Source organism: Pseudomonas orientalis (assembly GCF_022807995.1).
Lineage (GTDB): Bacteria > Pseudomonadota > Gammaproteobacteria > Pseudomonadales > Pseudomonadaceae > Aquipseudomonas > Aquipseudomonas orientalis_B.
Map to the genome: position 1 here is coordinate 3,317,275 of NZ_CP094351.1, position 18,206 is coordinate 3,335,480.

General features: G+C 64.2%; 15 protein-coding genes. 6 read left to right on the plus strand and 9 right to left on the minus strand.

What is annotated here, in order from left to right; genetic code table 11:
• On the plus strand, nucleotides 1-1,038 hold the full coding sequence (locus tag MRY17_RS14760; protein WP_243352379.1) for an AraC family transcriptional regulator: 1,038 nt from the start codon (nucleotides 1-3) through the stop codon (nucleotides 1,036-1,038).
• Here MRY17_RS14760 and MRY17_RS14765 read toward each other — a convergent pair.
• The 5 genes from MRY17_RS14765 to MRY17_RS14785 all read right to left on the minus strand — a co-directional run bounded on the left by MRY17_RS14765 (nucleotide 1,025) and on the right by MRY17_RS14785 (nucleotide 6,306).
• Nucleotides 1,025-1,906: a LysR family transcriptional regulator gene (locus tag MRY17_RS14765; protein WP_243352380.1), complete on the minus strand. Its 882-nt coding sequence runs from the start codon at nucleotides 1,904-1,906 to the stop codon at nucleotides 1,025-1,027. The genes MRY17_RS14760 and MRY17_RS14765 overlap by 14 nt on opposite strands.
• A gap of 196 nt (nucleotides 1,907-2,102) precedes the next feature.
• Nucleotides 2,103-2,720 carry an isochorismate family cysteine hydrolase YcaC gene (gene ycaC, locus MRY17_RS14770; protein WP_057722054.1) on the minus strand — a complete coding sequence of 206 codons (618 nt, stop codon included), beginning with the start codon at nucleotides 2,718-2,720 and terminating at the stop codon, nucleotides 2,103-2,105.
• Between the two features lie 27 nt (nucleotides 2,721-2,747).
• Nucleotides 2,748-4,586, minus strand: coding sequence for an amidohydrolase (locus MRY17_RS14775; protein ID WP_243352381.1), 1,839 nt, complete (start codon nucleotides 4,584-4,586; stop codon nucleotides 2,748-2,750).
• Nucleotides 4,583-5,173, minus strand: a complete 591-nt coding sequence (locus MRY17_RS14780; protein ID WP_181284964.1) for an antibiotic biosynthesis monooxygenase — start codon at nucleotides 5,171-5,173, stop codon at nucleotides 4,583-4,585. Before MRY17_RS14780 ends, MRY17_RS14775 begins: the two co-directional genes overlap by 4 nt.
• A gap of 227 nt (nucleotides 5,174-5,400) precedes the next feature.
• On the minus strand, nucleotides 5,401-6,306 hold the full coding sequence (locus tag MRY17_RS14785) for a LysR family transcriptional regulator (RefSeq protein WP_181284965.1): 906 nt from the start codon (nucleotides 6,304-6,306) through the stop codon (nucleotides 5,401-5,403).
• A 204-nt stretch (nucleotides 6,307-6,510) separates the two neighbouring features.
• Here MRY17_RS14785 and MRY17_RS14790 point away from each other — a divergent pair, with 204 nt between their 5' ends.
• Together MRY17_RS14790 and MRY17_RS14795 are read left to right on the plus strand one after the other, a co-directional pair.
• The gene (locus MRY17_RS14790; protein ID WP_181284966.1) at nucleotides 6,511-6,909 is read left to right on the plus strand and encodes a helix-turn-helix domain-containing protein; all 399 of its coding nucleotides are present in this window, start codon (nucleotides 6,511-6,513) and stop codon (nucleotides 6,907-6,909) included.
• A gap of 58 nt (nucleotides 6,910-6,967) precedes the next feature.
• A complete protein-coding gene (locus tag MRY17_RS14795; protein ID WP_181284967.1) occupies nucleotides 6,968-9,739 on the plus strand; it encodes an ATP-binding protein in 2,772 nt (923 codons plus the stop codon).
• Here MRY17_RS14795 and MRY17_RS14800 read toward each other — a convergent pair.
• Together MRY17_RS14800 and MRY17_RS14805 are read right to left on the minus strand one after the other, a co-directional pair.
• Nucleotides 9,686-11,137: a winged helix-turn-helix domain-containing protein gene (locus MRY17_RS14800; RefSeq protein WP_181284968.1), complete on the minus strand. Its 1,452-nt coding sequence runs from the start codon at nucleotides 11,135-11,137 to the stop codon at nucleotides 9,686-9,688. The two genes, MRY17_RS14795 and MRY17_RS14800, sit on opposite strands and share 54 nt — an antisense overlap.
• Before the next feature lie 149 nt (nucleotides 11,138-11,286).
• Nucleotides 11,287-12,237, minus strand: coding sequence for a GlxA family transcriptional regulator (locus MRY17_RS14805; RefSeq protein ID WP_191956483.1), 951 nt, complete (start codon nucleotides 12,235-12,237; stop codon nucleotides 11,287-11,289).
• Nucleotides 12,238-12,420: 183 nt separating this feature from the next.
• Between MRY17_RS14805 and MRY17_RS14810 the strand changes: the two genes are divergently transcribed.
• Nucleotides 12,421-13,143, plus strand: a complete 723-nt coding sequence (locus tag MRY17_RS14810; protein WP_181284970.1) for a pirin family protein — start codon at nucleotides 12,421-12,423, stop codon at nucleotides 13,141-13,143.
• Between the two features lie 181 nt (nucleotides 13,144-13,324).
• Here the strand turns inward: MRY17_RS14810 and MRY17_RS14815 are convergent, their stop codons facing one another.
• Both MRY17_RS14815 and MRY17_RS14820 read right to left on the minus strand, forming a co-directional pair.
• On the minus strand, nucleotides 13,325-13,552 hold the full coding sequence (locus MRY17_RS14815) for a hypothetical protein (protein ID WP_243352382.1): 228 nt from the start codon (nucleotides 13,550-13,552) through the stop codon (nucleotides 13,325-13,327).
• A 249-nt stretch (nucleotides 13,553-13,801) separates the two neighbouring features.
• Nucleotides 13,802-15,430, minus strand: coding sequence for a PvdJ/PvdD/PvdP-like protein (locus MRY17_RS14820; protein WP_181284972.1), 1,629 nt, complete (start codon nucleotides 15,428-15,430; stop codon nucleotides 13,802-13,804).
• Nucleotides 15,431-15,572: 142 nt separating this feature from the next.
• On the opposite strand from MRY17_RS14820, the gene pvdM reads away from it, so the two are divergent.
• Nucleotides 15,573-16,934: a pyoverdine-tailoring dipeptidase-like protein PvdM gene (gene pvdM, locus MRY17_RS14825; protein WP_243352383.1), complete on the plus strand. Its 1,362-nt coding sequence runs from the start codon at nucleotides 15,573-15,575 to the stop codon at nucleotides 16,932-16,934.
• A complete protein-coding gene (locus MRY17_RS14830; protein ID WP_243352384.1) occupies nucleotides 16,931-18,199 on the plus strand; it encodes an aminotransferase class V-fold PLP-dependent enzyme in 1,269 nt (422 codons plus the stop codon). The genes pvdM and MRY17_RS14830 overlap by 4 nt, the downstream gene beginning before the upstream one ends.
• The last annotated feature ends 7 nt before the right edge of the window (nucleotides 18,200-18,206 follow it).

Here is an 18,206-nt window from a genome sequence, read left to right on the forward strand (position 1 = left end):
ATGGCGGTGAAAGCCAACTGGTATGAACGCGACAGCCGCTTCATTCCCGGCCATCACCAACCCGCTACGTTGATCGACCTGGCCCTGTCCCGGGACATCGACAGCCATCGCCTGCTGCGCGGCACCGGGCTGTTCCATGAGGACATCCTGGCCGGCGACGCCCACTTGAGCCCGCAGCAGTTGCTCGGTCTGATCGGCAACAGCCGCAAACTGCTGGACGCCGATGACAGCAGTTTTCTGTTTGGCCAGCGCCTGCTGCCCGGCCACTACGGCGCGGCCAGCCATGCCCTGGGGCATGCGCAGAACCTGCACCAGGCGCTGGAGATCCTGATCCAGCAGCACGTACTGCTCAGCCCGCTGGTCACGCCGCATCTGGAGCTGGATGAGCACCACGCCTACCTGTACTGGCTGGACAGTTGCGGCGCCGGCGAGCAGTGGCGCTTTTTGCTCGAAGCGAGCATGACCGCGCTGGTTGCCATGAGCCAATGGCTCGGCGGCGAGCGCCTGCCGTGGGTGTGCAGCTTCAGCCATGCCGAGCCGCGGTACGTAGAGCAATACTGGGTGCACCTGGGCGAACAGACGCGCTTCGAACGCCCGCTGGACATGATGTGCCTGCCGCGCGAGTACCTCACCCGCGCCTGGCCCGGCGCCTCGGCCACGGCCGGCCAGGTGGCGCGCCAGCACGCCCGCGAACAGATCGAACAGTTGGGTTTTGCCGCCAGCTTTCTCGACAGCCTTAACGACTACCTGCGCGAGCACGTGCGCCAGCCGCCCAGCCTGGAGCAGGCCGCACTGGCCTTCGCCATGAGCCCGGCCACCCTCAAGCGCAAGCTGCACAAGCACGACACCGGCTATCAGCAACAGGTGGACCGGGTGCGCAAGCACATGGCGTTGCACCTGTATCAGGTCAAGGGACTGAGTAACGACGAGGTGGCCGCCTACCTGAACTTCAACGATGCGGCGAACTTTCGGCGCGCGTTCAAGCGTTGGACCGGCAGCACGCCCAACCTGATCCGGCAGTTGTTCAGCAGCCGCTAGCCAAACGCTCGCGCAGGAATTCGACCAGCGCCTGCACTGGCCGCGAGCTCTGCCGGTGCTGGGGGTACACTGCCGACAATGTCAGGGCTTCGGGGGCGAAGTCGTCCAGTACGCTGACCAGGCGGCCGTCCTTCAACGCATCGCCGACGATAAAGGTCGGCAGGTAGGTCACGCCCAGGCCGGCAATCGCGGTATCGCGCAGCAAATCGCCGTTATTGACGCGCATGCGCCCGCTCACATTCAGCGCTTGCAGCTTGCCCTTGAAACGCCATTGCACCTGGCGGCCGTGCCCGTACGGCAGGCAATCGTGATCGGCGAGGTCATCGGGTTTTTGCGGCGTACCGTGCAGGGCCAGGTAATCGGGGCTGGCACAGTAGACGCGCGGGATGCTGGCAATACGCCGGGCGATCAAGGTGGAATCTTCCAGGGTGCCGATGCGCAGCACCAGATCGTAGCCTTCGCCGATCAGGTCCACCGGGCGGTCGCTGAGGTCGACTTCCACCGCCACGTCGGGATAGCGCTGCAGGAACAGCGGCAGCAGGCAACCCAAATGCGCCATGGCAAACGACAGCGGCGCGCTGAGGCGAATGGTGCCGCGCGGCTCGCTGTTCTGGCCGGCGATGCCCTGCTCCACTTGCTCGACATCATTGAGCAAACGCAAGGCCGATTCGTAGTAACTCTGGCCCAGCGGCGTGACATCCAGGCGGCGCGTGGAGCGATTGAGCAGGCGCACACCCAGGCGGTCTTCCAGCTGGATCAGGCGACGGCTGACGAACTGCTTGGACAGGCCCAGTTGCTCGGCGGCGGCGGTAAAACTGCCGGACTCCATGACCTGGCAGAACAGGCGCATGTCTTCGAAGGGGTTCATTGTCGCTTCTCGGTGGACGATGGGCTGTTTTATAACCGGTCAGTGGTCACACCACAAACCCAATGTGAAACACAATCAAATGTGGGAGGGGGCTCGCCCCCGATAGCGGTGGTTCAGACACAGCAATTGTGACTGTTGCACCGCAATCGGGGGCAAGCCCCCTCCCACAGGGATTATCGACAGCTTTGAGACCGAGTTACTTGGCGGTGAACGCCGAGTAGCTGTTCATCAGGTTGCGGTAGTTGGGAATGCGCGGGGACAGCAGGTTGGCCAGGCCTTCCATGTCGTTGCGCCAGTCCACCTGCAGCTCGCAGGCCACGGCGAACCAGTTCACCAGTTGCGCACCGGCGGCGGTCATGCGCGCCCAGGCCGCTTGTTGCACGGTTTCGTTGAAGGTGCCGGAGGCGTCGGTGACCACGAACACCTCGAAGCCTTCATCGAGGGCACACAGGGTCGGGAATGCAACGCACACATCGGTCACGACACCGGCAATGATGATCTGCTTGCGGCCGGTCGCCTTGACGGCCTTGACGAACTCTTCGTTGTCCCAGGCGTTGATCTGGCCAGGGCGCGCGATGTACGGCGCGTCCGGGAACAGTGCCTTGAGTTCCGGCACCAGTGGGCCGTTGGGGCCGCTTTCGAAGCTGGTGGTGAGGATGGTCGGCAGGTTGAAGAACTTCGCCACGTCGGCCAGGGCCAGCACGTTGTTCTTGAATTCGTTGGGGGAGAAATCCTGCACCAGCGAGATCAGGCCGGTCTGGTGATCGACCAGCAGTACAACAGCGTCATCTTTGTTCAAGCGCGAATAAGTCATGCGGGTAACTCCTTTGGGTAGTGACAATCAGAAGGCAAAGCACGAGCAGCCGAACGCACCCCAGAAACCCTGGAAGTCGCTGACCGGCACGCTGGAAAGACGGGCTTTTTCATGGCTGTGGGCATGCACGCCGCAGGGGCCGCTGCAGTGGTGAACTTGAGCCTGCAACGCTGAAGTCGGGCGCCAGTGCCCCGGCACCTTGACCACCGGCGACCAGTCCGGCAGTACCGGAACGCGCGGCGGTGCGTAATCTTCGAAGTCGCCGGCGCCATACACCACCTTGCCGCCGACCACGGTCAGTACCGACTCGATCCACTTGATGGCTTCTTCGTCGACGCTGAAGAAATCCGCCGACAACGCCGCAACGTCGGCCAATTGACCCACCTTGATCTGGCCCTTCTTGCCCTGCTCGGACGAGAACCACGCACTGCCGTGGGTAAACAGCTCCAGCGCGGTGAGGCGCGGCAGGCCTTCGGCGTGCAGTTCCAGGCCGCCCACGGTGCGACCGCTGACCATCCAGTACAGCGACGTCCACGGGTTGTAGCTCGACACCCGCGTGGCGTCGGTGCCCGCGCCTACCGGTACGCCTTCGGCGAGCATGCGCTTGATCGGTGGCGTCGCTTCGGCGGCCTTGGCGCCGTAGCGTTCAACGAAGTATTCGCCCTGGAACGCCATGCGGTCCTGGATCGCAATGCCGCCGCCGAGGGCACGCACGCGCTCGATGTTTTTCGGGGTGATGGTTTCGGCGTGGTCGAAAAACCACGGCAGGCCATTGAACGGAATGTCGCGGTTGACCTTCTCGAACACGTCGAGCATGCGCGAAATGGATTCGTCGTACGTGGCGTGCAGGCGGAACGGCCAGCGCTGTTCCACCAGGTGGCGGACCACCGGTTCGAGCTCCTGCTCCATGGTCAGCGGCAGGTCCGGACGCGGTTCGAGGAAGTCTTCGAAGTCGGCGGCGGAGAACACCAGCATCTCGCCAGCACCGTTGTGGCGCAGGTAGTCATCGCCCTGATGCAGGGTGACGCTGCCGGTCCAGTTCTTGAAGTCGCTGAGCTCTTCCTTGGGCTTCTGGGTGAACAGGTTGTAGGCGATGCGCACCGTCAACTGCTGGTCCCTGGCCAGTTGCTCGATCACCGCGTAATCGTCGGGATAGTTCTGGAAACCGCCGCCGGCGTCGATGGCGCTGGTCAGGCCCAGGCGATTGAGTTCACGCATGAACTGGCGGGTGGAGTTGACCTGATATTCCAGGGGCAGTTTCGGGCCCTTGGCCAAGGTCGAATACAAAATCATCGCGTTGGGCCGCGCCACCAGCATGCCGGTGGGGTTGCCGTTGCTGTCGCGCACGATCTCACCGCCCGGCGGGTTCGGCGTGTCCTTGGTGTAGCCCGCCACCCGCAGTGCGGCGCGGTTGAGCAAGGCGCGGTCGTACAGGTGCAGCACGAACACCGGGGTGTCCGGGGCGGCCTGGTTGAGTTCTTCCAGGGTGGGCATGCGCTTTTCAGCGAACTGGAATTCGTTCCAGCCCCCCACCACGCGCACCCACTGCGGCGTGGGGGTACGGTCGGCCTGGTCCTTGAGCATGCGCAAGGCATCGGCCAGGGACGGCACGCCTTCCCAACGCAGTTCAAGGTTGTAGTTCAACCCGCCACGAATCAGGTGCAAGTGCGAGTCGTTGAGGCCGGGAATCACGGTGCGGCCCTTGAGGTCGATGACCTGGGTGCCGCTGCCGCGCAGGGCCATGGCTTCACCGTCGGTGCCCACGGCGACGAAGCGCCCGTCACGGATGGCGACGGCACTGGCGCGGGGGTTTTCCCGGTCCACGGTGTGGAACTGGCCATTGAACAGAATCAGATCGGCGTTCATAGGGTTTCCTTTACAGAGGCTTCAAGCCAGGGAGCGAACAGGCGGGTGGCAGCCGGCATCAGCAGATAAACCACCAGCAGCACGATGGTCAGGGTGACCAGGAAGGTGGAGACCACGTAGTTGGACAGAAACGGGTGCAACCGCAGGATCGGCCCCCAGATAAACGGCAGCAGCAGGGTTTGCGGCAGGATCACACACAGGCTCACCACCGCCTGCTTCCAGCGCGGCGGCTTGACGGCGCCGTCGGCCTGGGGGGCGAACCAGAATTCATTGGCGGCGCCGATTTCGGTCTGGTCGCCGTCGGCCAGCATGGGCGCGGCTTCGTCGATCAAGGCCTGGCGTTGCGGGGATTCGAGCCACAACTCCAGGGCGTCGGTGGAGCGGTAGCGCAGTACGCAGGTAAACAGGGCCATGCCGCTCTGCTGGCTGCGCACCACGTCGACGCCAAGGTGACCGGGACGTTCGCCGGCGATACGCACGATGCGGCGCAGCCAGGCTTCGTACTCGGTTTCACGGCCGGGCTTGACCCGGTGCTTGACGACCAGCGTGACGACTTCGTCGGGGCTGGTGTTGGGTGTTGGATCCATGGTTGGGTGTTCCCCGCAGGATTGAGCGATGGGGGAAGTTTGCCGGGCTGAGGCGGTGGGGAATTGGATGTATGTGCTGTTGTGGGAGGGTGCTTGCCCTCTGTAGGAGCGAGCTCGCTCGCGAAAAACGTCAACGATAAAGCGTGCTTCCTGAATGAACGCGGCGCCTGTACGTTTTTCGCGAGCAAGCTCGCTCCTACAGGGGGTCACCGACAGTCACTTGGCAGTCAACTCGCCGCCATATGCTCGGCAATCCGCCCGCGTAGCCAGCGCTCGGCCGGGTCATTGTCATGCACCCCGCTCCACACCATCGACAGCTCTGCCGCATCGATCGCGAACGGCGGGTCCTCGGCCCGCAGGCGGGAGCCCTCGGTCAAGGCGCACGCCGCGTAGTCGGGCACCGTCGCAATGATCTGCGAACCCGCCAGCAATGCGCGCAGCCCGCTGAACTGCGGCACCGCCAGCACCACCCGCCGCGAGCGGCCGATGCGTGCCAGGTCCAGGTCGATGTTGCCGCTCAGGTCGCCCGAGAACGACACCATGGCATGGGGCCTGGCGCAGTAATCGTCCAGGGTCAGTGGCGCCTCGCCGTCATCCCCGCGCAGCACCTTGCAGGGAATATCGCGCAGCTTCCTGCGCTTGGCGTTGGCCGGCAGCTCGGTGGTATAGCTCACGCCCACCGAGATCTCGCCGCTGGCCAGCAACGCCGACATCAACAAATAATTGGCCCGGCGCACCACCACGATGATGCCGGGCGCCTCTTCGCGCAGGCGACTGAGCAACGGCGGAAACAGCCCGAACTCGGCGTCGTCGGACAGGCCGATGCGAAACACCGCGCAGCTGGTGGAGGGGTCGAAATCCTTGGCGCGGCTGACCGCGCCCGAAATGGTGTCCATGGCCGGTTGCAGCTCCTTGAGTATCGCCACCGCCCGTGGCGTGGGCTCCATGCCGCGGCCGTTACGCAGCAGCAACGGGTCGTCGAACAGATCGCGCAGGCGGCCCAGTGCCGCGCTCACCGCCGGCTGGCCCATAAAGAGCTTCTCGGCGACCCGGGTCAGGTTCTTCTCGAACATCAGGGCTTCGAAAATCACCAGCAGGTTCATGTCGACGCGGCGCAGGTCGTTGCGATTCATGGCGGTATCCGGACGGTTTGCAGGGGGTCAGGGAAGCATGCCCGCAACGCCTTGGATTGCATAGCTGTGCTGTCTTTTCCACGCCCGCACCTGGCGAAATTAACAACGATTAACTCGTCAGCCAGGCGGTCCGGCAACAAGATGAGCGGCGTCTACACTGCATCCATTCAACGGGAACGCTCCCATCGACTGCGGATATTTGTCATGGCCCGACTCGAGCAATATACCCCTCGTCTATCCGCCACCGGAGGCCTGTGCCACCGGCGCGAACGCATCGCCAAACAGCTGATTCTCGCCAACCTCGGCGAAAGCCTGAGCATTACCGAGCTGGCCCAGGCTTGCGCCTTGTCGCGCAGCCACTTTTCCCGCGCCTTCAAGTGTTCCACCGGGGTCTCGCCCCAGGAGTGGATTCGCCAGCAGCGCATCCTGCGCGCCAAGGAACTGATCACCGGCTCGTCCCTGAGCCTTACGCAAATCAGCCTGGAATGCGGTTTTTGCGACCAGGCGCACTTCTGTCACATGTTCACCCGCAGTGAAGGCGTGAACCCGATGACCTGGCGAAACCACCACTCGCGCTCCAAGCCCGAGGTGATCGCAGCCTAGTGGTCTTCAAGCACCTGGAATATGCTGGCCCATCATTTACTTTTGAACCCGGGCAGCCATGAATGATTTGAGCGACCAGGCCGTGCACTTCGGCCCCTACCGCATCCATCCGCGCGAGCGCCTGGTGCTGGAGGCCGGTCGCCCGCTGCGCCTGGGACGGCGGGCGGTGGATATTCTGCTGATCCTGCTGGAACACGCCGGCAATGTGGTGAGCAAGCAGGAACTGATCGCCCGGGTCTGGCCCAAAAGTGTGGTGGAGGACGGCAACCTGCGGGTACACATGGCCGCGTTGCGCAAGGCCCTGGGCGACGGCCAGGCCGGGCAGCGCTATATCGTCACGGTCGCCCAGCGCGGCTACAGTTTTGTCGCGCCACTGAGCATCGAACCGATGACGCTACCCATCGACGGCGCGCCCCAGCGCCCCAGCCATAACCTGCCGCTGCGGCGCACGCGCATGATCGGCCGTCAGGCCCTGATCGATGCGCTGGTGCAGCAACTGCCGCAGCAACGTTTCATCACCCTGACCGGTGCCGGCGGCATCGGCAAGACCACCGTGGCTCTGCGCGTCGCGGAGTTGCTGATCGGGCATTACCGCGATGGTATTCATCTGCTCGACCTGGCGCCGCTCAGTGCCGCCTCGATGATCCTGCCCAACCTCGCCGCCCTGCTTGGCGTCGCACCTGGGGAGAGCACGCAACTGGTCAGCTTCGCCCGCAGCCTGCAGGCACGCCAGCTGCTGCTGGTGATCGACAACTGCGAGCACCTGCTCGACGACATCGCCCTGATCAGCGAAACCCTGTTGCGCCATGCGCCGCACCTGCACATCCTCACCACCAGCCGCGAAGCCCTGCGCGCCGAGGGTGAAGCCGTGCAACGCCTGGAGCCGTTGAGCTGCCCGCCCGCCACCGGCAACCGCGCCCAGGCCCTCGGTTACCCGGCCATGCAGTTGCTGATCGAGCGGGCCATGGCCCATCACGACAGCTTTAGCCTCAGCGATGCCGAACTGCCGCTGGCGATCGATATCTGCCAGCGCCTGGACGGTATTCCCCTGGCGATCGAACTGGTGGCGGCACAGATCGAGCGTTTTGGCTTGTCGGGGCTGCTGGTGCAGATGGAAGACAACTTGCGCCTGCTGACCCGCGGACGACACAGCGCCCTGCCCCGCCAGCAAACCCTGCGGGCCACGCTCGACTGGAGCTTTGACCTGCTCACCGAATGCGAAAAAATCTGCCTGCGAAGGCTCGCGGTCTTTCGCGGCGGCTTCAGCCTGGTCAGCGCGGCGGCGGTGATCGCCGGAGAACACATCGCCCCGGCCGAAGTGCTCGGGTCCATCACGCACCTGGTAGCCAAGTCGCTGCTGAATGTGGACGCCGGCGAGGACGAGATGGTCTATCGCCTGCTGGATATCACCCGCACCTACGCCCTGGAAAAACTCAGCCTGGCGGGTGAGTTGCAGGCCACGCGCGAGCGCCACGCGGCGCGCTGCCTGGCGCTGATGGAACAGGCCCAGGGCGATTGGGAACTGATCGCCACCCAGCCCTGGATCGAGCGCTACGCACCGCTGCGCGAAGACGTGCGCGCCGCCCTCGACTGGGGGTTTGCCGACGCCACGGGGCACTTGCTGGCGATCCGCCTGACGGTCAGTGCGATGCCCCTGTGGCAGGAACTGTCACTGCTGCGCGAGCATGCCGGTTACGTGGACAAGGCGCTGGCACTGATCGATCAGGTCGAGGTGCCCTGTACGCAATTGACCCTGCAGCTGCAATTGGCCCTGGGCAGCCTCTCCTACCACGCCCTGGGCGCCGCGCCGCAGACCATTGCAGCGTTTGTCGGTGCCGCACGCCTGGCCGAAGAGCGCCAGGACCTGGCCGGCCAGTTGCGTGCGGTCTCCGGGCATATGGCGGTGAACCTGTGCGCCGGGCGCTATGGCCAGGCGCTGGAACAGAGCCTGCAATTTGATCGCCTCGACCCGCGTACCGAGCCGCTGCTGGACCTGAGCACTCAGCGCCTGCGCGCCCTGGCCCAGCATTACACCGGCAATCAGGCACTGGCCCGACACCAGGCCGAGCAGGTGCTGCAGCGCATGAGCCACAGCGGCCACATGAACCGCTTCGCCCATGGCGTTGGCGTGCAATACGACCAGAGCGTCGCCTCCCTGACCTTACTGGCGCGTATCCTTTGGCTACAGGGCTTCCCCGATCGCGCCTGGCGCACCGCAAGCCAGGCACTGGAGCTGGCGCTGCAGATCAACCACGGCACCTCGATCTGCTACACCCTCGCCCTGGCCGGTGTGGTGATCGCTCGCTACAACGGTGCCGACGACGAGGCCCACGCCATGCAGCGCCTGCTGCTTGAGCAGGCGCACAAGCATTCGGTGCAACTGTTCCAGACCTGGGCCGGGCACTACGCCGGTATCCAGAGCAACCAGGATCTACAGGGCCTGGGACTGATCGAGGATACCCTGGTCACCTTTGGCATGAGTCAGGTCGATGAGCCGGGCATGCAACGCGCGCGCAGCGGTGCGGCGGGCTGGTGCGCCCCGGAAGTGCTACGGGTGTACGCCGGGCAGGCGGCGCTCGAGGGTAATACCCACGGCGCTGAAACGCTGCTGCTCGAAGCCCTCGGCCTGGCGCGCCAGCAAGGGGCCCTGGCCTGGGAGTTGCGCTGCGCGGGCTGCCTGGCGCAACGGTGGCAGCAACAAGGGCGCAGGCAAGCCGCCAGGGACTTGCTGGAGCCCATCTACGCTCGCTTTACCGAAGGCTTCGCCACCCGCGATCTACTGCGCGTACGCCGCCTGCTCGATGAGTTGCAGGACAAACGGCGGGCCTGAAAACCCACCCGGACACTGCCCGTAGCCTTGCTGCAGGCGCTCTACCTGACGCGGATCGCGCAGTTGCGCCAGGGCATAACTGCGCACGCAATTGAGCAGGCGATAGCGCGTCGGGCCCAGGCCAGGCTCGATGGTGAGCAGCGACAGGTTGACCAGACGCGCCAGCAGGTAAGACAAATCGGCGTGTTCAAGCTCGGTACCGCTGACCAGTTCATTCAAGGTGGGCAGGGTTACTGCCATCTTGAACAGGCCCAGCTGCAGAAACAGCCAGCACTCCGGCAGGCTCAGGCGCTGGTAGCTCCAGTCCAGCGCGGCACTCAGTGAGCGATGGCGCTCCACTGCCGTGCGACGGCCACGGCTCAGTCCGTGCAGGCCGGTGCGCAATTGCCGCTGCACCCCGCTGACGCCCAGCGCGTCGACCTGGGCGGCCGCCAGTTCGAGGGCCAACGGGATACCGTCCAGGCGCCGACAAATATCGCGCAACGCCGCCAATTCCTGGGGCCGCAACACAAAACCCTGCTGACTGGCGCGCGCCCGTGCGACGAACAGTTGCACGGCGGGACAGGCCATGGCCTGCTCGACACTGCCCAGCACCGAGGGGGGCGGCACGCCCAACCGCGGCACGCGCACGAGGCATTCGCCCGGCGCCAGCAAGGCCTCGCGGCTGCTGACCAGCACGCTGACCTCGGGCGCCCTTTGGTGCAGCGCGCGCAGCAGCTTGCGGCAGGCACCGAGCAGCAGGTCGGCCCCATCGAGTACCAGCAACAACCGGCGCGCGGCCAATCGTCGGCACAGCTCATCGAGACTGTCGGCCGGGTCCAACTGTAATAGCGTGGCCAGGTGCCCGAGCAGTTCGCCCAACGTGCGCAAGTCGCTCACGTCAACCCACCACACCCCGTCCCGATAGCGTGGCAACACGCGCTCGGCCAGCGCCAGGGCCAGGGTACTTTTGCCGATGCCGGCCACTCCGGTCAGGGTCACCAGCCGTTGCCCGGCCATGCGCCGCACCAGCACGCCCAGCAGCTCATCGCGACCGACCACCGGGCTCAGCCGCGCCGCCAGGTTGTGCTGTGCCGCCAGTGTCGGCAGCGCGCCGTGCACGGGCGCCGCGAAGCAATACCCGCGCTGCGGATGATTGAGGATCAGAGGTTGCACATCGAGGGCGCGACGCAACGCGGCGATGTGCACGCGCAGGTTATTGTCTTCGACGACGCTGTCGGGCCAGACCCGTTCGATCAAGGTCGCCTTGCTGATAAAGTGCCCCGGCGCTTCCAGCAACACGGCGAGGATATCCAGGGCGCGCCCGCCCAGCGGCACCGGCCAGCCGGCCTTGCTGACCAGACGCTGGTGCCGATGAAACGTATAGGGGCCAAAGCTCACCGCCGCAGCATGATTCATGTCCGTAACAGCGCTGAAACACCCGTGCTTGAGTGCCTGCGCATCCTTTTCCGTGGGCTCGGCGTTATCTTGCCAGTTGGCGGTGACAGGACAATGCTGGCACGGGGAGCGATACGGACAATCGGGTGCCTCAGACGGACATTGTGTCGTTAACTGAACTGTTGTCGATATTGGGTAGGGTTCAGGCCGAGCTTTTCACTGAACAGAAAGCGCATATGCCGCACGCTGCCGAAGCCTGCGTGGAACGCCACCGTCTTGAGCGGCAGGTCAGTGGTTTCCAGCAACTGCCGGGCACGGTCGATGCGTGCGCCTTGCAGGAACGCCATGGGCGTCATCTGCACGTCCTTGGCGAACAGCCGCGCAAAGTGACGCGCACTCATGCCGGCCAGTTCGGCCATCGACTCGATGGTAAAGGGTTGTTCGAGATGGGCCAGCACATGGTGCTGCACTCGAGTGATCGCGGTTTCCTGGGGCGCCACGGCGGCGGTCATCGGGCTGAACTGGGCCTGGCCACCCTGGCGCTTCATCACCACCAGCAGCACCTTGGCCACGTCCACCGCCACCTGCTTGCCATGGTCCTGGGCGACAATCGACAGGGCCAGGTCGATACCGGCCGTGACGCCGCCCGAAGTGATCAACCGCCGGTCCTGCAGGTAGATGCGATCGGTCTCGACGATGGCGTTGGGGAACGCCTTGATCAAGCGCTCGGTGTAATGCCAGTGGGTGGTCACGCGGTGCCCGTCGAGCAAGCCGGCGTGCCCGAGCACAAAGGCACCGGTGCAGATCGAACCGAAACGCCGAGCCTTTGGCGCGGCCGCCTTGAGCCAGGGCAGCAGCGCGGGATGGCACTCGTTATAGGCACCCGGGCCGCCCGGTACCAGCAGCACGTCATAGGCCGCCTGGGCCTGCTCCAGCAGCAGATCGGTCTGCACTGTGACGCCATTGGAGGCGCGCAACGGCCCGGGCTCGGTGCCGATGGTCAGGATGCGGTAGTGGTCGGCCACCGGCAGGTAGCGGTTGGCAATCGAAAACACTTCAAGCGGCCCGGCCATGTCGAGCAGCAGGAAGTCCGGGAACAGCGCCATGGCCACGGTTTTCATAAGCGGGAAACGTCCATCGGGAAGGGAATGCGACGGGCATTATGGCATGCCTTTAACTGTCAACTCATAAGGGACAGTTATTCAGATTTCATCTTCTTAATGAATATACCGTTAACCATTAACCTTCTTCTCAACGCAAGCGCCCTGCATCTCGCAGCCCCGCGCTCACTTGAGGACTGGACCATGCTGACCCTTCGCAAAGCTTCCGAACGCGGCGCCGCCAATCACGGTTGGTTGAAGTCGTTCCACACCTTCTCCTTCGCCAACTACTGGAACCCCAAGGAACAGGGTTTTTCCGACCTGCTGGTGATCAATGACGACCGCGTCGCCGCCGGCAAAGGCTTCGGCCAGCACCCGCACCGTGACATGGAGATTTTCTCCTATGTGCTCGAAGGCGCCCTGGAACACAAGGACACCCTGGGCACCGGTTCGGTGATCCGCCCCGGCGATGTGCAACTGATGAGCGCCGGCAGCGGCGTGGCCCACAGCGAGTTCAACCACAGTCAGCGCCTGGGCGTGCACTTCCTGCAAATCTGGATCGTGCCGAATGAAGCCGGGGCCAAGCCGCGCTATCAGCAGGAGCACTTCAGCGAGGCGCAAAAACGCGGACGCCTGCAGTTGATCATCTCGCCGGATGGCGCCGACGGTTCGTTGAATGTGCGCCAGGATGCGCGGGTATATGCCGGGCTGTTCGATGGCGATGAAAGCGCGCAACTGGACCTGGCACCGGATCGCTACGCCTACATCCATGTGGCGCGCGGCAGCGTCGAACTCAATGGCCAGCGCTTGCAGGAAGGCGACGGCGTGCGCGTACGGGACGAGCGCCAGATTCGCCTCAGCCACGGCGAGGACGCCGAGGTGCTGGTGTTTGACCTGCGCCCCAATGAAGTGCCGCAGATGCCATGACGGTCGCAGTAATGGCCCCGTGAGCGGGACCATCGCTGGCATCGATAGTCACCATCAGCGCAATGAAGTTCTCTTAAAAAATGCGACGCGTAACATCAAACCCATGCCAAACGGCACCCGACTAAAACACTTGGAGCACACCCTCATGAAACGCCAACTCTTGCTTAGCCTCGCTTTCTCGTTACTCGCTGCAAACGCTTTCGCCCACCCGGTAGTCGCTGAAGGCGGCGCCGATCGCATGATTGAAACCCGTGTGGCCGAAGGTGGCGCGGATCGTCTGCAGGAACGCGGTCTGGCTGAAGGTGGTGCTGACCGCTTGCAGGAACGTGGCCTGGCTGAGGGCGGTGCGGATCGTCTGCAGGAACGTGGCCTGGCCGAGGGCGGCGCTGAACGCCTGCTGAGCAACCACGTATAACCCCTGCTGTTGAAGGGAACCCCAAACCGGCCTGATCAGCCGGTTTTTTTTCGTCTCCGATTTGTGCTTTGAAGCAGGTTTGCAAACACTAACGTGCAGGTGTCAGTTGCCTCACTGTGTGGCGAGGGAGGTTGCTCCCGTGGGACTGCGCAGCAGTCCTGAACCTGCCCACTCACACAGCCCGTGTCGACCGGGAAGCCGTCACGGGAGCAAGCTCCCTCGCCACAGGTATGCGGGTAAACCTTACGCTTGGCGCTTGACCTTCAAATGTCGCGCATACCAGGGCCGCTGCGGCACGCGCTTGAACAGGCCCTTGAGCCGCTCCTCATCGGCGCCGAAGGTGATGCGCAGGGCCAGTTTCATGATTTCCGGGTCCATTTCCATCGAGCGGCCCTGCTGCAGTCCCGGCGTGGTGCTGCAGCCGTGGGTATCCGGGCCGAGCCAGGGATCGCTCACTTCAACCCAGCGTCCCGGTGCGAACCAGGCTACGCCGTTGACCTCAAGCCGGGTGACTTCGCCCGGATGGAAGCGCTCGTGGGCGCGGAACCAGTCTTCGATGCGGTCATCGATCCAGCCGTGGAAGTGCCAGAACACCGGGTTCACGTGGGATGAAAACGGATCGCCGAGGAAGTCGTTCTCTGGTGCGTACCAGCGTGCGGCGAAGTCCGCAGGGTCGCGGGCAAACGGCACCGGTGCGCCGTTGGACGGGTCGCGCGGCACAGAAGCCCAGCGCATGTGCAGCCAGTCGTGCAGGCCCAGCTCCATCTCCGAGCCCAATTGGCCCAGGGTCAGCCTGGCCAGGTAGCGTGGGTCGCGGTACTGGGATTCCCACACCTGGAAATTACTGTGGTAGGTCTCGGCAGCCTTGATGTCGCTGACCCACTGGGTGTAATCGGCGTCATCCGGCGCCGACCAGCAGGGCGGCAGCGCAAAGCCGTCGTGGTTATTGAAATAACGCACGAAGCCCTGGCGATCGCGCTCCAGCGCCGGCTGGGGCTCGGGGAAATGCGGCCACGATGGCAGGTCCTGCATGGAGCGGGCAGTGCCGAGCATATGGCGGTGCATGAAGAAAAAGTCGATGCCCGAGCCGTTACGGTCCTTGAGCTTGCCCCGTGCATCGCGCTCCCGGCCACGCGGCCCCGGTTGCCAGCCGATGCCGCGCAGGGCCTCGCGCTTGTCCTCGGACAGCTTGTGCCATTGGTCACGGGTGGCATGCCACAGCTGGTGAAACAGGCGATGTTCGGGAGCAATCAGCCAGGCCAGCAAGGTCGGGTTGAGGCCGATACGCTGGCGGGCTTCAGGGAACAGCTGCTTGTGGGCGATGAATCGGTTGTCGCGCTCGGTCAACGCCAGGGGCCGTTCAAGGTCGAGGATCTGCCCGCTGAGGGTGCCGCTGCCGGCATTGCCGAAGTCGGCCCAGACTTCATCAAGGGTCATCTTGAATTCGTAGGCCGGGATGCCCGCCGCCGAATCGCGGTCGATCAGCCGCCAGTACAGCAAGGCGCCCTCGCCCGTCAGCAGATCGCCCAATACGCGGTAGCGCGGCTCGCCGTCGGCCCGCAGGTTCTCGGCGGTGTCCAGGTAACCGCGCAAGCCGCGCCCACGGGGGGCGATGTCCAACAGCAGTTCCAGGCCGTGGGACGGCAAGCCCCTGAGGCCGGCATCGCGGCCTTCCAGACGCAGGCTCCACACACCGCGCAAGGTGTTCGCCAGGTGCTGGCCCTGGGTGTCGGCCAGGTCTACCGTGGCTTCGCCGGGGGTGACCGGGAATTCTTCTTCCCGCGTCAGCTCGCGATGGGCATAAAAGGCCGCGGGCACCGCCGCGCCGGTCAGCGCCAGGCCTGCGATGAACCCACGTCGAGAGATCGTCATTGTCTACCTTAGGAAACGGCTTAATCAGAGCTAGAACGTTTGCAACAAGGGGAAATTTACCGCCAGGGCAGCGCCCGCTAAATTTCCCCGGTCATCGCTCGTTCTTCCCTGATAGCAAAGGCCTCAACTGACTGAGATGGCAATGACAAAACCACGTTCGAAAAAGGCGCTGTATATCGGCTTGCCGCTGGCACTGGCGGTCACTGCCGGGGCCGGCTTTCTGGTCTGGGATCATTGGTTCAAGGGCAACGCCGGCTACCCGCTGGAGGTGATCAAGCAGGCCAATGAAATGCAGGACCGCCTGTTGTCGTTCGACAGCCATATCACCGTGCCCATGGATTTCGGCACCGCCGGCAATGAAGCCGACAAGGACGGCAGCGGCCAGTTCGACCTGGCCAAGGCGGCGCGCGGGCGATTATCCGGCGCGGCCCTGACCATTTTCGGCTGGCCGGAAATCTGGAACGGCCCCAACGCCCCGCACAAACCCACCGACGGCTTTGTCGAGGAAGCCCGCCATGAGCAGGAGGTGCGCTACAAGATCATCTCCGGCATGGTCCGCGATTTTCCCAACCAGGTCGGCATTGCCTACAGCCCGGACGACATGCGCCGCCTGCACGGCGAAGGCAAGTTCGCGATCTTCATCAGCATGCTCAACGCCTACCCATTGGGTAATGACTTGAACCAGCTGGACCTGTGGGCGGCGCGCGGCATGCGCATGTTCGGCTTCAGTTACATCGGCAATAACGCCTGGTCGGATTCGTCGCGCCCGCTGCCGTTTTTCAATGACACCACCGACGCCCTCGAGGGCTTGTCGCCCATCGGCCAGCAGGCGGTGCAGCGCCTCAATGATCTGGGCGTGATCATCGACGTGTCGCAGATGTCGACCAAGGCCCTGGAACAGGTCGCGCAGTTGAGCCGTACGCCGATGGTGGCGTCCCACTCGGCCCCCCGCGCGTCGGTGGACATCCCGCGCAACCTCAGCGACAAGGAACTGCAACTGATCAAGCGCAGCGGCGGTGTGGTGCAGGTGGTGGGCTTTCCCGCCTACCTGCGTCCGCTGAGCCAGCCGACCCAGGACAAGCTCAATGCCCTGCGCGCCCGCTTCGACCTGCCGCCGCTGCCGAACCTGGCGATGGCCCTGATGCCGGGCGATGCGATCATCGCCGCATGGCCCGAACAGCGCTTCGGCCAGTACGCCAGCGAGCTGTACGCGATTCTCGAAGAAGAACCCAAGGCGACCCTCAAGGACTGGGGCGACGCCATCGACTACACCGTGCGCAAGATCGGCATCGACCACGTCGGCATCGCATCGGACTTCAACGACGGCGGCGGCCTGCAGGGTTGGGAGAACGTGGGTGAGGTGCGCAACGTCACCGCCGAGCTGATCCAGCGAGGTTACTCCGAAGCCGATATCGCCAAGCTGTGGGGAGGCAACTTCCTGCGGGTGTGGGAGCAGGTCCGCAAAGCCGCCAAACCCTTGGCCCATCAAGAAGTCAGTCCATGACCGACCGCCGTACATTCCTCAAACAGGCCGGCGTATTGGCCGCTAGCCTGCCGCTGGGCAACACGCTGATTCCCCAGGCGCTGGCCGCCGCCACGAACGACCCATGGACGGACTTCAAACAGCTGTTCAACCAGGACCCGGATTACCTGCATTTTTCCAACTTCCTGGTGGCGTCGCACCCCAGGCCGGTGCGCGAGGCCATCGATCGCTACCGCGCGCAGATCGACCGCAACCCCGGCCGGGCGATGGACTGGGACCTGCAGGAAACCTGGAAACGCGAAGGCCAGGTGCGTGAGTGGGCGGGCCGCTACCTGAACGCCACACCGCCACAGATCGCCCTGACCGGCAGCACCTCCGAGGGGCTGGCGATGATTTACGGCGGGATCAAGGTGCGCGCCGACCAGGAAATCCTCACCACCGAGCATGAGCATTACGCGACGCAGAACGTCCTGGATTTTCGCGTGCGCAGGGAAGGCACCCAGGTACGCCGCATCCGGCTGTTCGACAGTGCCAGCCGCGTGTCCGCCGATGAAGTGCTGGGCAATATCCAGCGCAATATTCGCCCCAACACCCGCGTGCTGGGCATGACCTGGGTACAGTCGGGCAGCGGTGTCAAATTGCCGATCAGCGAAATCGGCCAACTGGTCGATGAATACAACCGCAACCGCGACGATGCCGACCGTCTTCTCTATGTGGTCGACGGCGTGCACGGCTTCGGCGTGGAAAACCTCGACTTCCCCGCCATGCACTGCGATTTCTTCATCGCCGGTACCCATAAATGGATGTTCGGCCCGCGCGGCACCGGCCTGGTGTGCGCTCGCAGCCCCGACAATACCTACGTCACGCCAATGGTGCCGACCTTCTCCGAAGACAAGGATTTCGCCACCATCATGACGCCCGGCGGCTACCACGCGTTCGAGCATCGCTGGGCCGCCGACGAGGCCTTCAAGCTGCACCTGCAATTGGGCAAGGCGCGGGTGCAGGCGCGTATTCATGCACTCAACACCGAGCTTAAAGAGCAACTGCTGGCGCATCCGCGGATAGAACTGGTCACGCCGCGCAGCCCTGAACTATCGGCAGGCTTTACCTTCTTTCGGGTCAAGGGCCGGGGCTGCGATGCGGTGGCCAGCTACATGATGAAAAACCGTGTGGTAATCGACGCCGTGGACCGTGATGTCGGGCCGGTGATCCGCACCTCTCCCGGCCTGCTCAACAGCTCGGATGACATCCAGCGCTTCATGGCGCTGCTGAGCCAACGGCTGTGACCCTTTT

What these genes read in the sequence shown, in the direction of transcription:
- MRY17_RS14810 (WP_181284970.1), top strand. Translation starts at nt 12,421, where the DNA reads ATGCTGACCCTTCGCAAAGCTTCCGAACGCGGCGCCGCCAATCACGGT.
- MRY17_RS14760 (WP_243352379.1), top strand. Translation starts at nt 1, where the DNA reads ATGGCGGTGAAAGCCAACTGGTATGAACGCGACAGCCGCTTCATTCCC.
- MRY17_RS14785 (WP_181284965.1), bottom strand. Translation starts at nt 6,306, where the DNA reads ATGAATCGCAACGACCTGCGCCGCGTCGACATGAACCTGCTGGTGATT.
- MRY17_RS14790 (WP_181284966.1), top strand. Translation starts at nt 6,511, where the DNA reads ATGGCCCGACTCGAGCAATATACCCCTCGTCTATCCGCCACCGGAGGC.
- MRY17_RS14775 (WP_243352381.1), bottom strand. Translation starts at nt 4,586, where the DNA reads ATGAACGCCGATCTGATTCTGTTCAATGGCCAGTTCCACACCGTGGAC.
- MRY17_RS14820 (WP_181284972.1), bottom strand. Translation starts at nt 15,430, where the DNA reads ATGACGATCTCTCGACGTGGGTTCATCGCAGGCCTGGCGCTGACCGGC.
- MRY17_RS14780 (WP_181284964.1), bottom strand. Translation starts at nt 5,173, where the DNA reads ATGGATCCAACACCCAACACCAGCCCCGACGAAGTCGTCACGCTGGTC.
- MRY17_RS14765 (WP_243352380.1), bottom strand. Translation starts at nt 1,906, where the DNA reads ATGAACCCCTTCGAAGACATGCGCCTGTTCTGCCAGGTCATGGAGTCC.
- MRY17_RS14805 (WP_191956483.1), bottom strand. Translation starts at nt 12,237, where the DNA reads ATGAAAACCGTGGCCATGGCGCTGTTCCCGGACTTCCTGCTGCTCGAC.
- MRY17_RS14800 (WP_181284968.1), bottom strand. Translation starts at nt 11,137, where the DNA reads ATGAATCATGCTGCGGCGGTGAGCTTTGGCCCCTATACGTTTCATCGG.
- MRY17_RS14795 (WP_181284967.1), top strand. Translation starts at nt 6,968, where the DNA reads ATGAATGATTTGAGCGACCAGGCCGTGCACTTCGGCCCCTACCGCATC.
- MRY17_RS14830 (WP_243352384.1), top strand. Translation starts at nt 16,931, where the DNA reads ATGACCGACCGCCGTACATTCCTCAAACAGGCCGGCGTATTGGCCGCT.
- pvdM (WP_243352383.1), top strand. Translation starts at nt 15,573, where the DNA reads ATGACAAAACCACGTTCGAAAAAGGCGCTGTATATCGGCTTGCCGCTG.
- ycaC (WP_057722054.1), bottom strand. Translation starts at nt 2,720, where the DNA reads ATGACTTATTCGCGCTTGAACAAAGATGACGCTGTTGTACTGCTGGTC.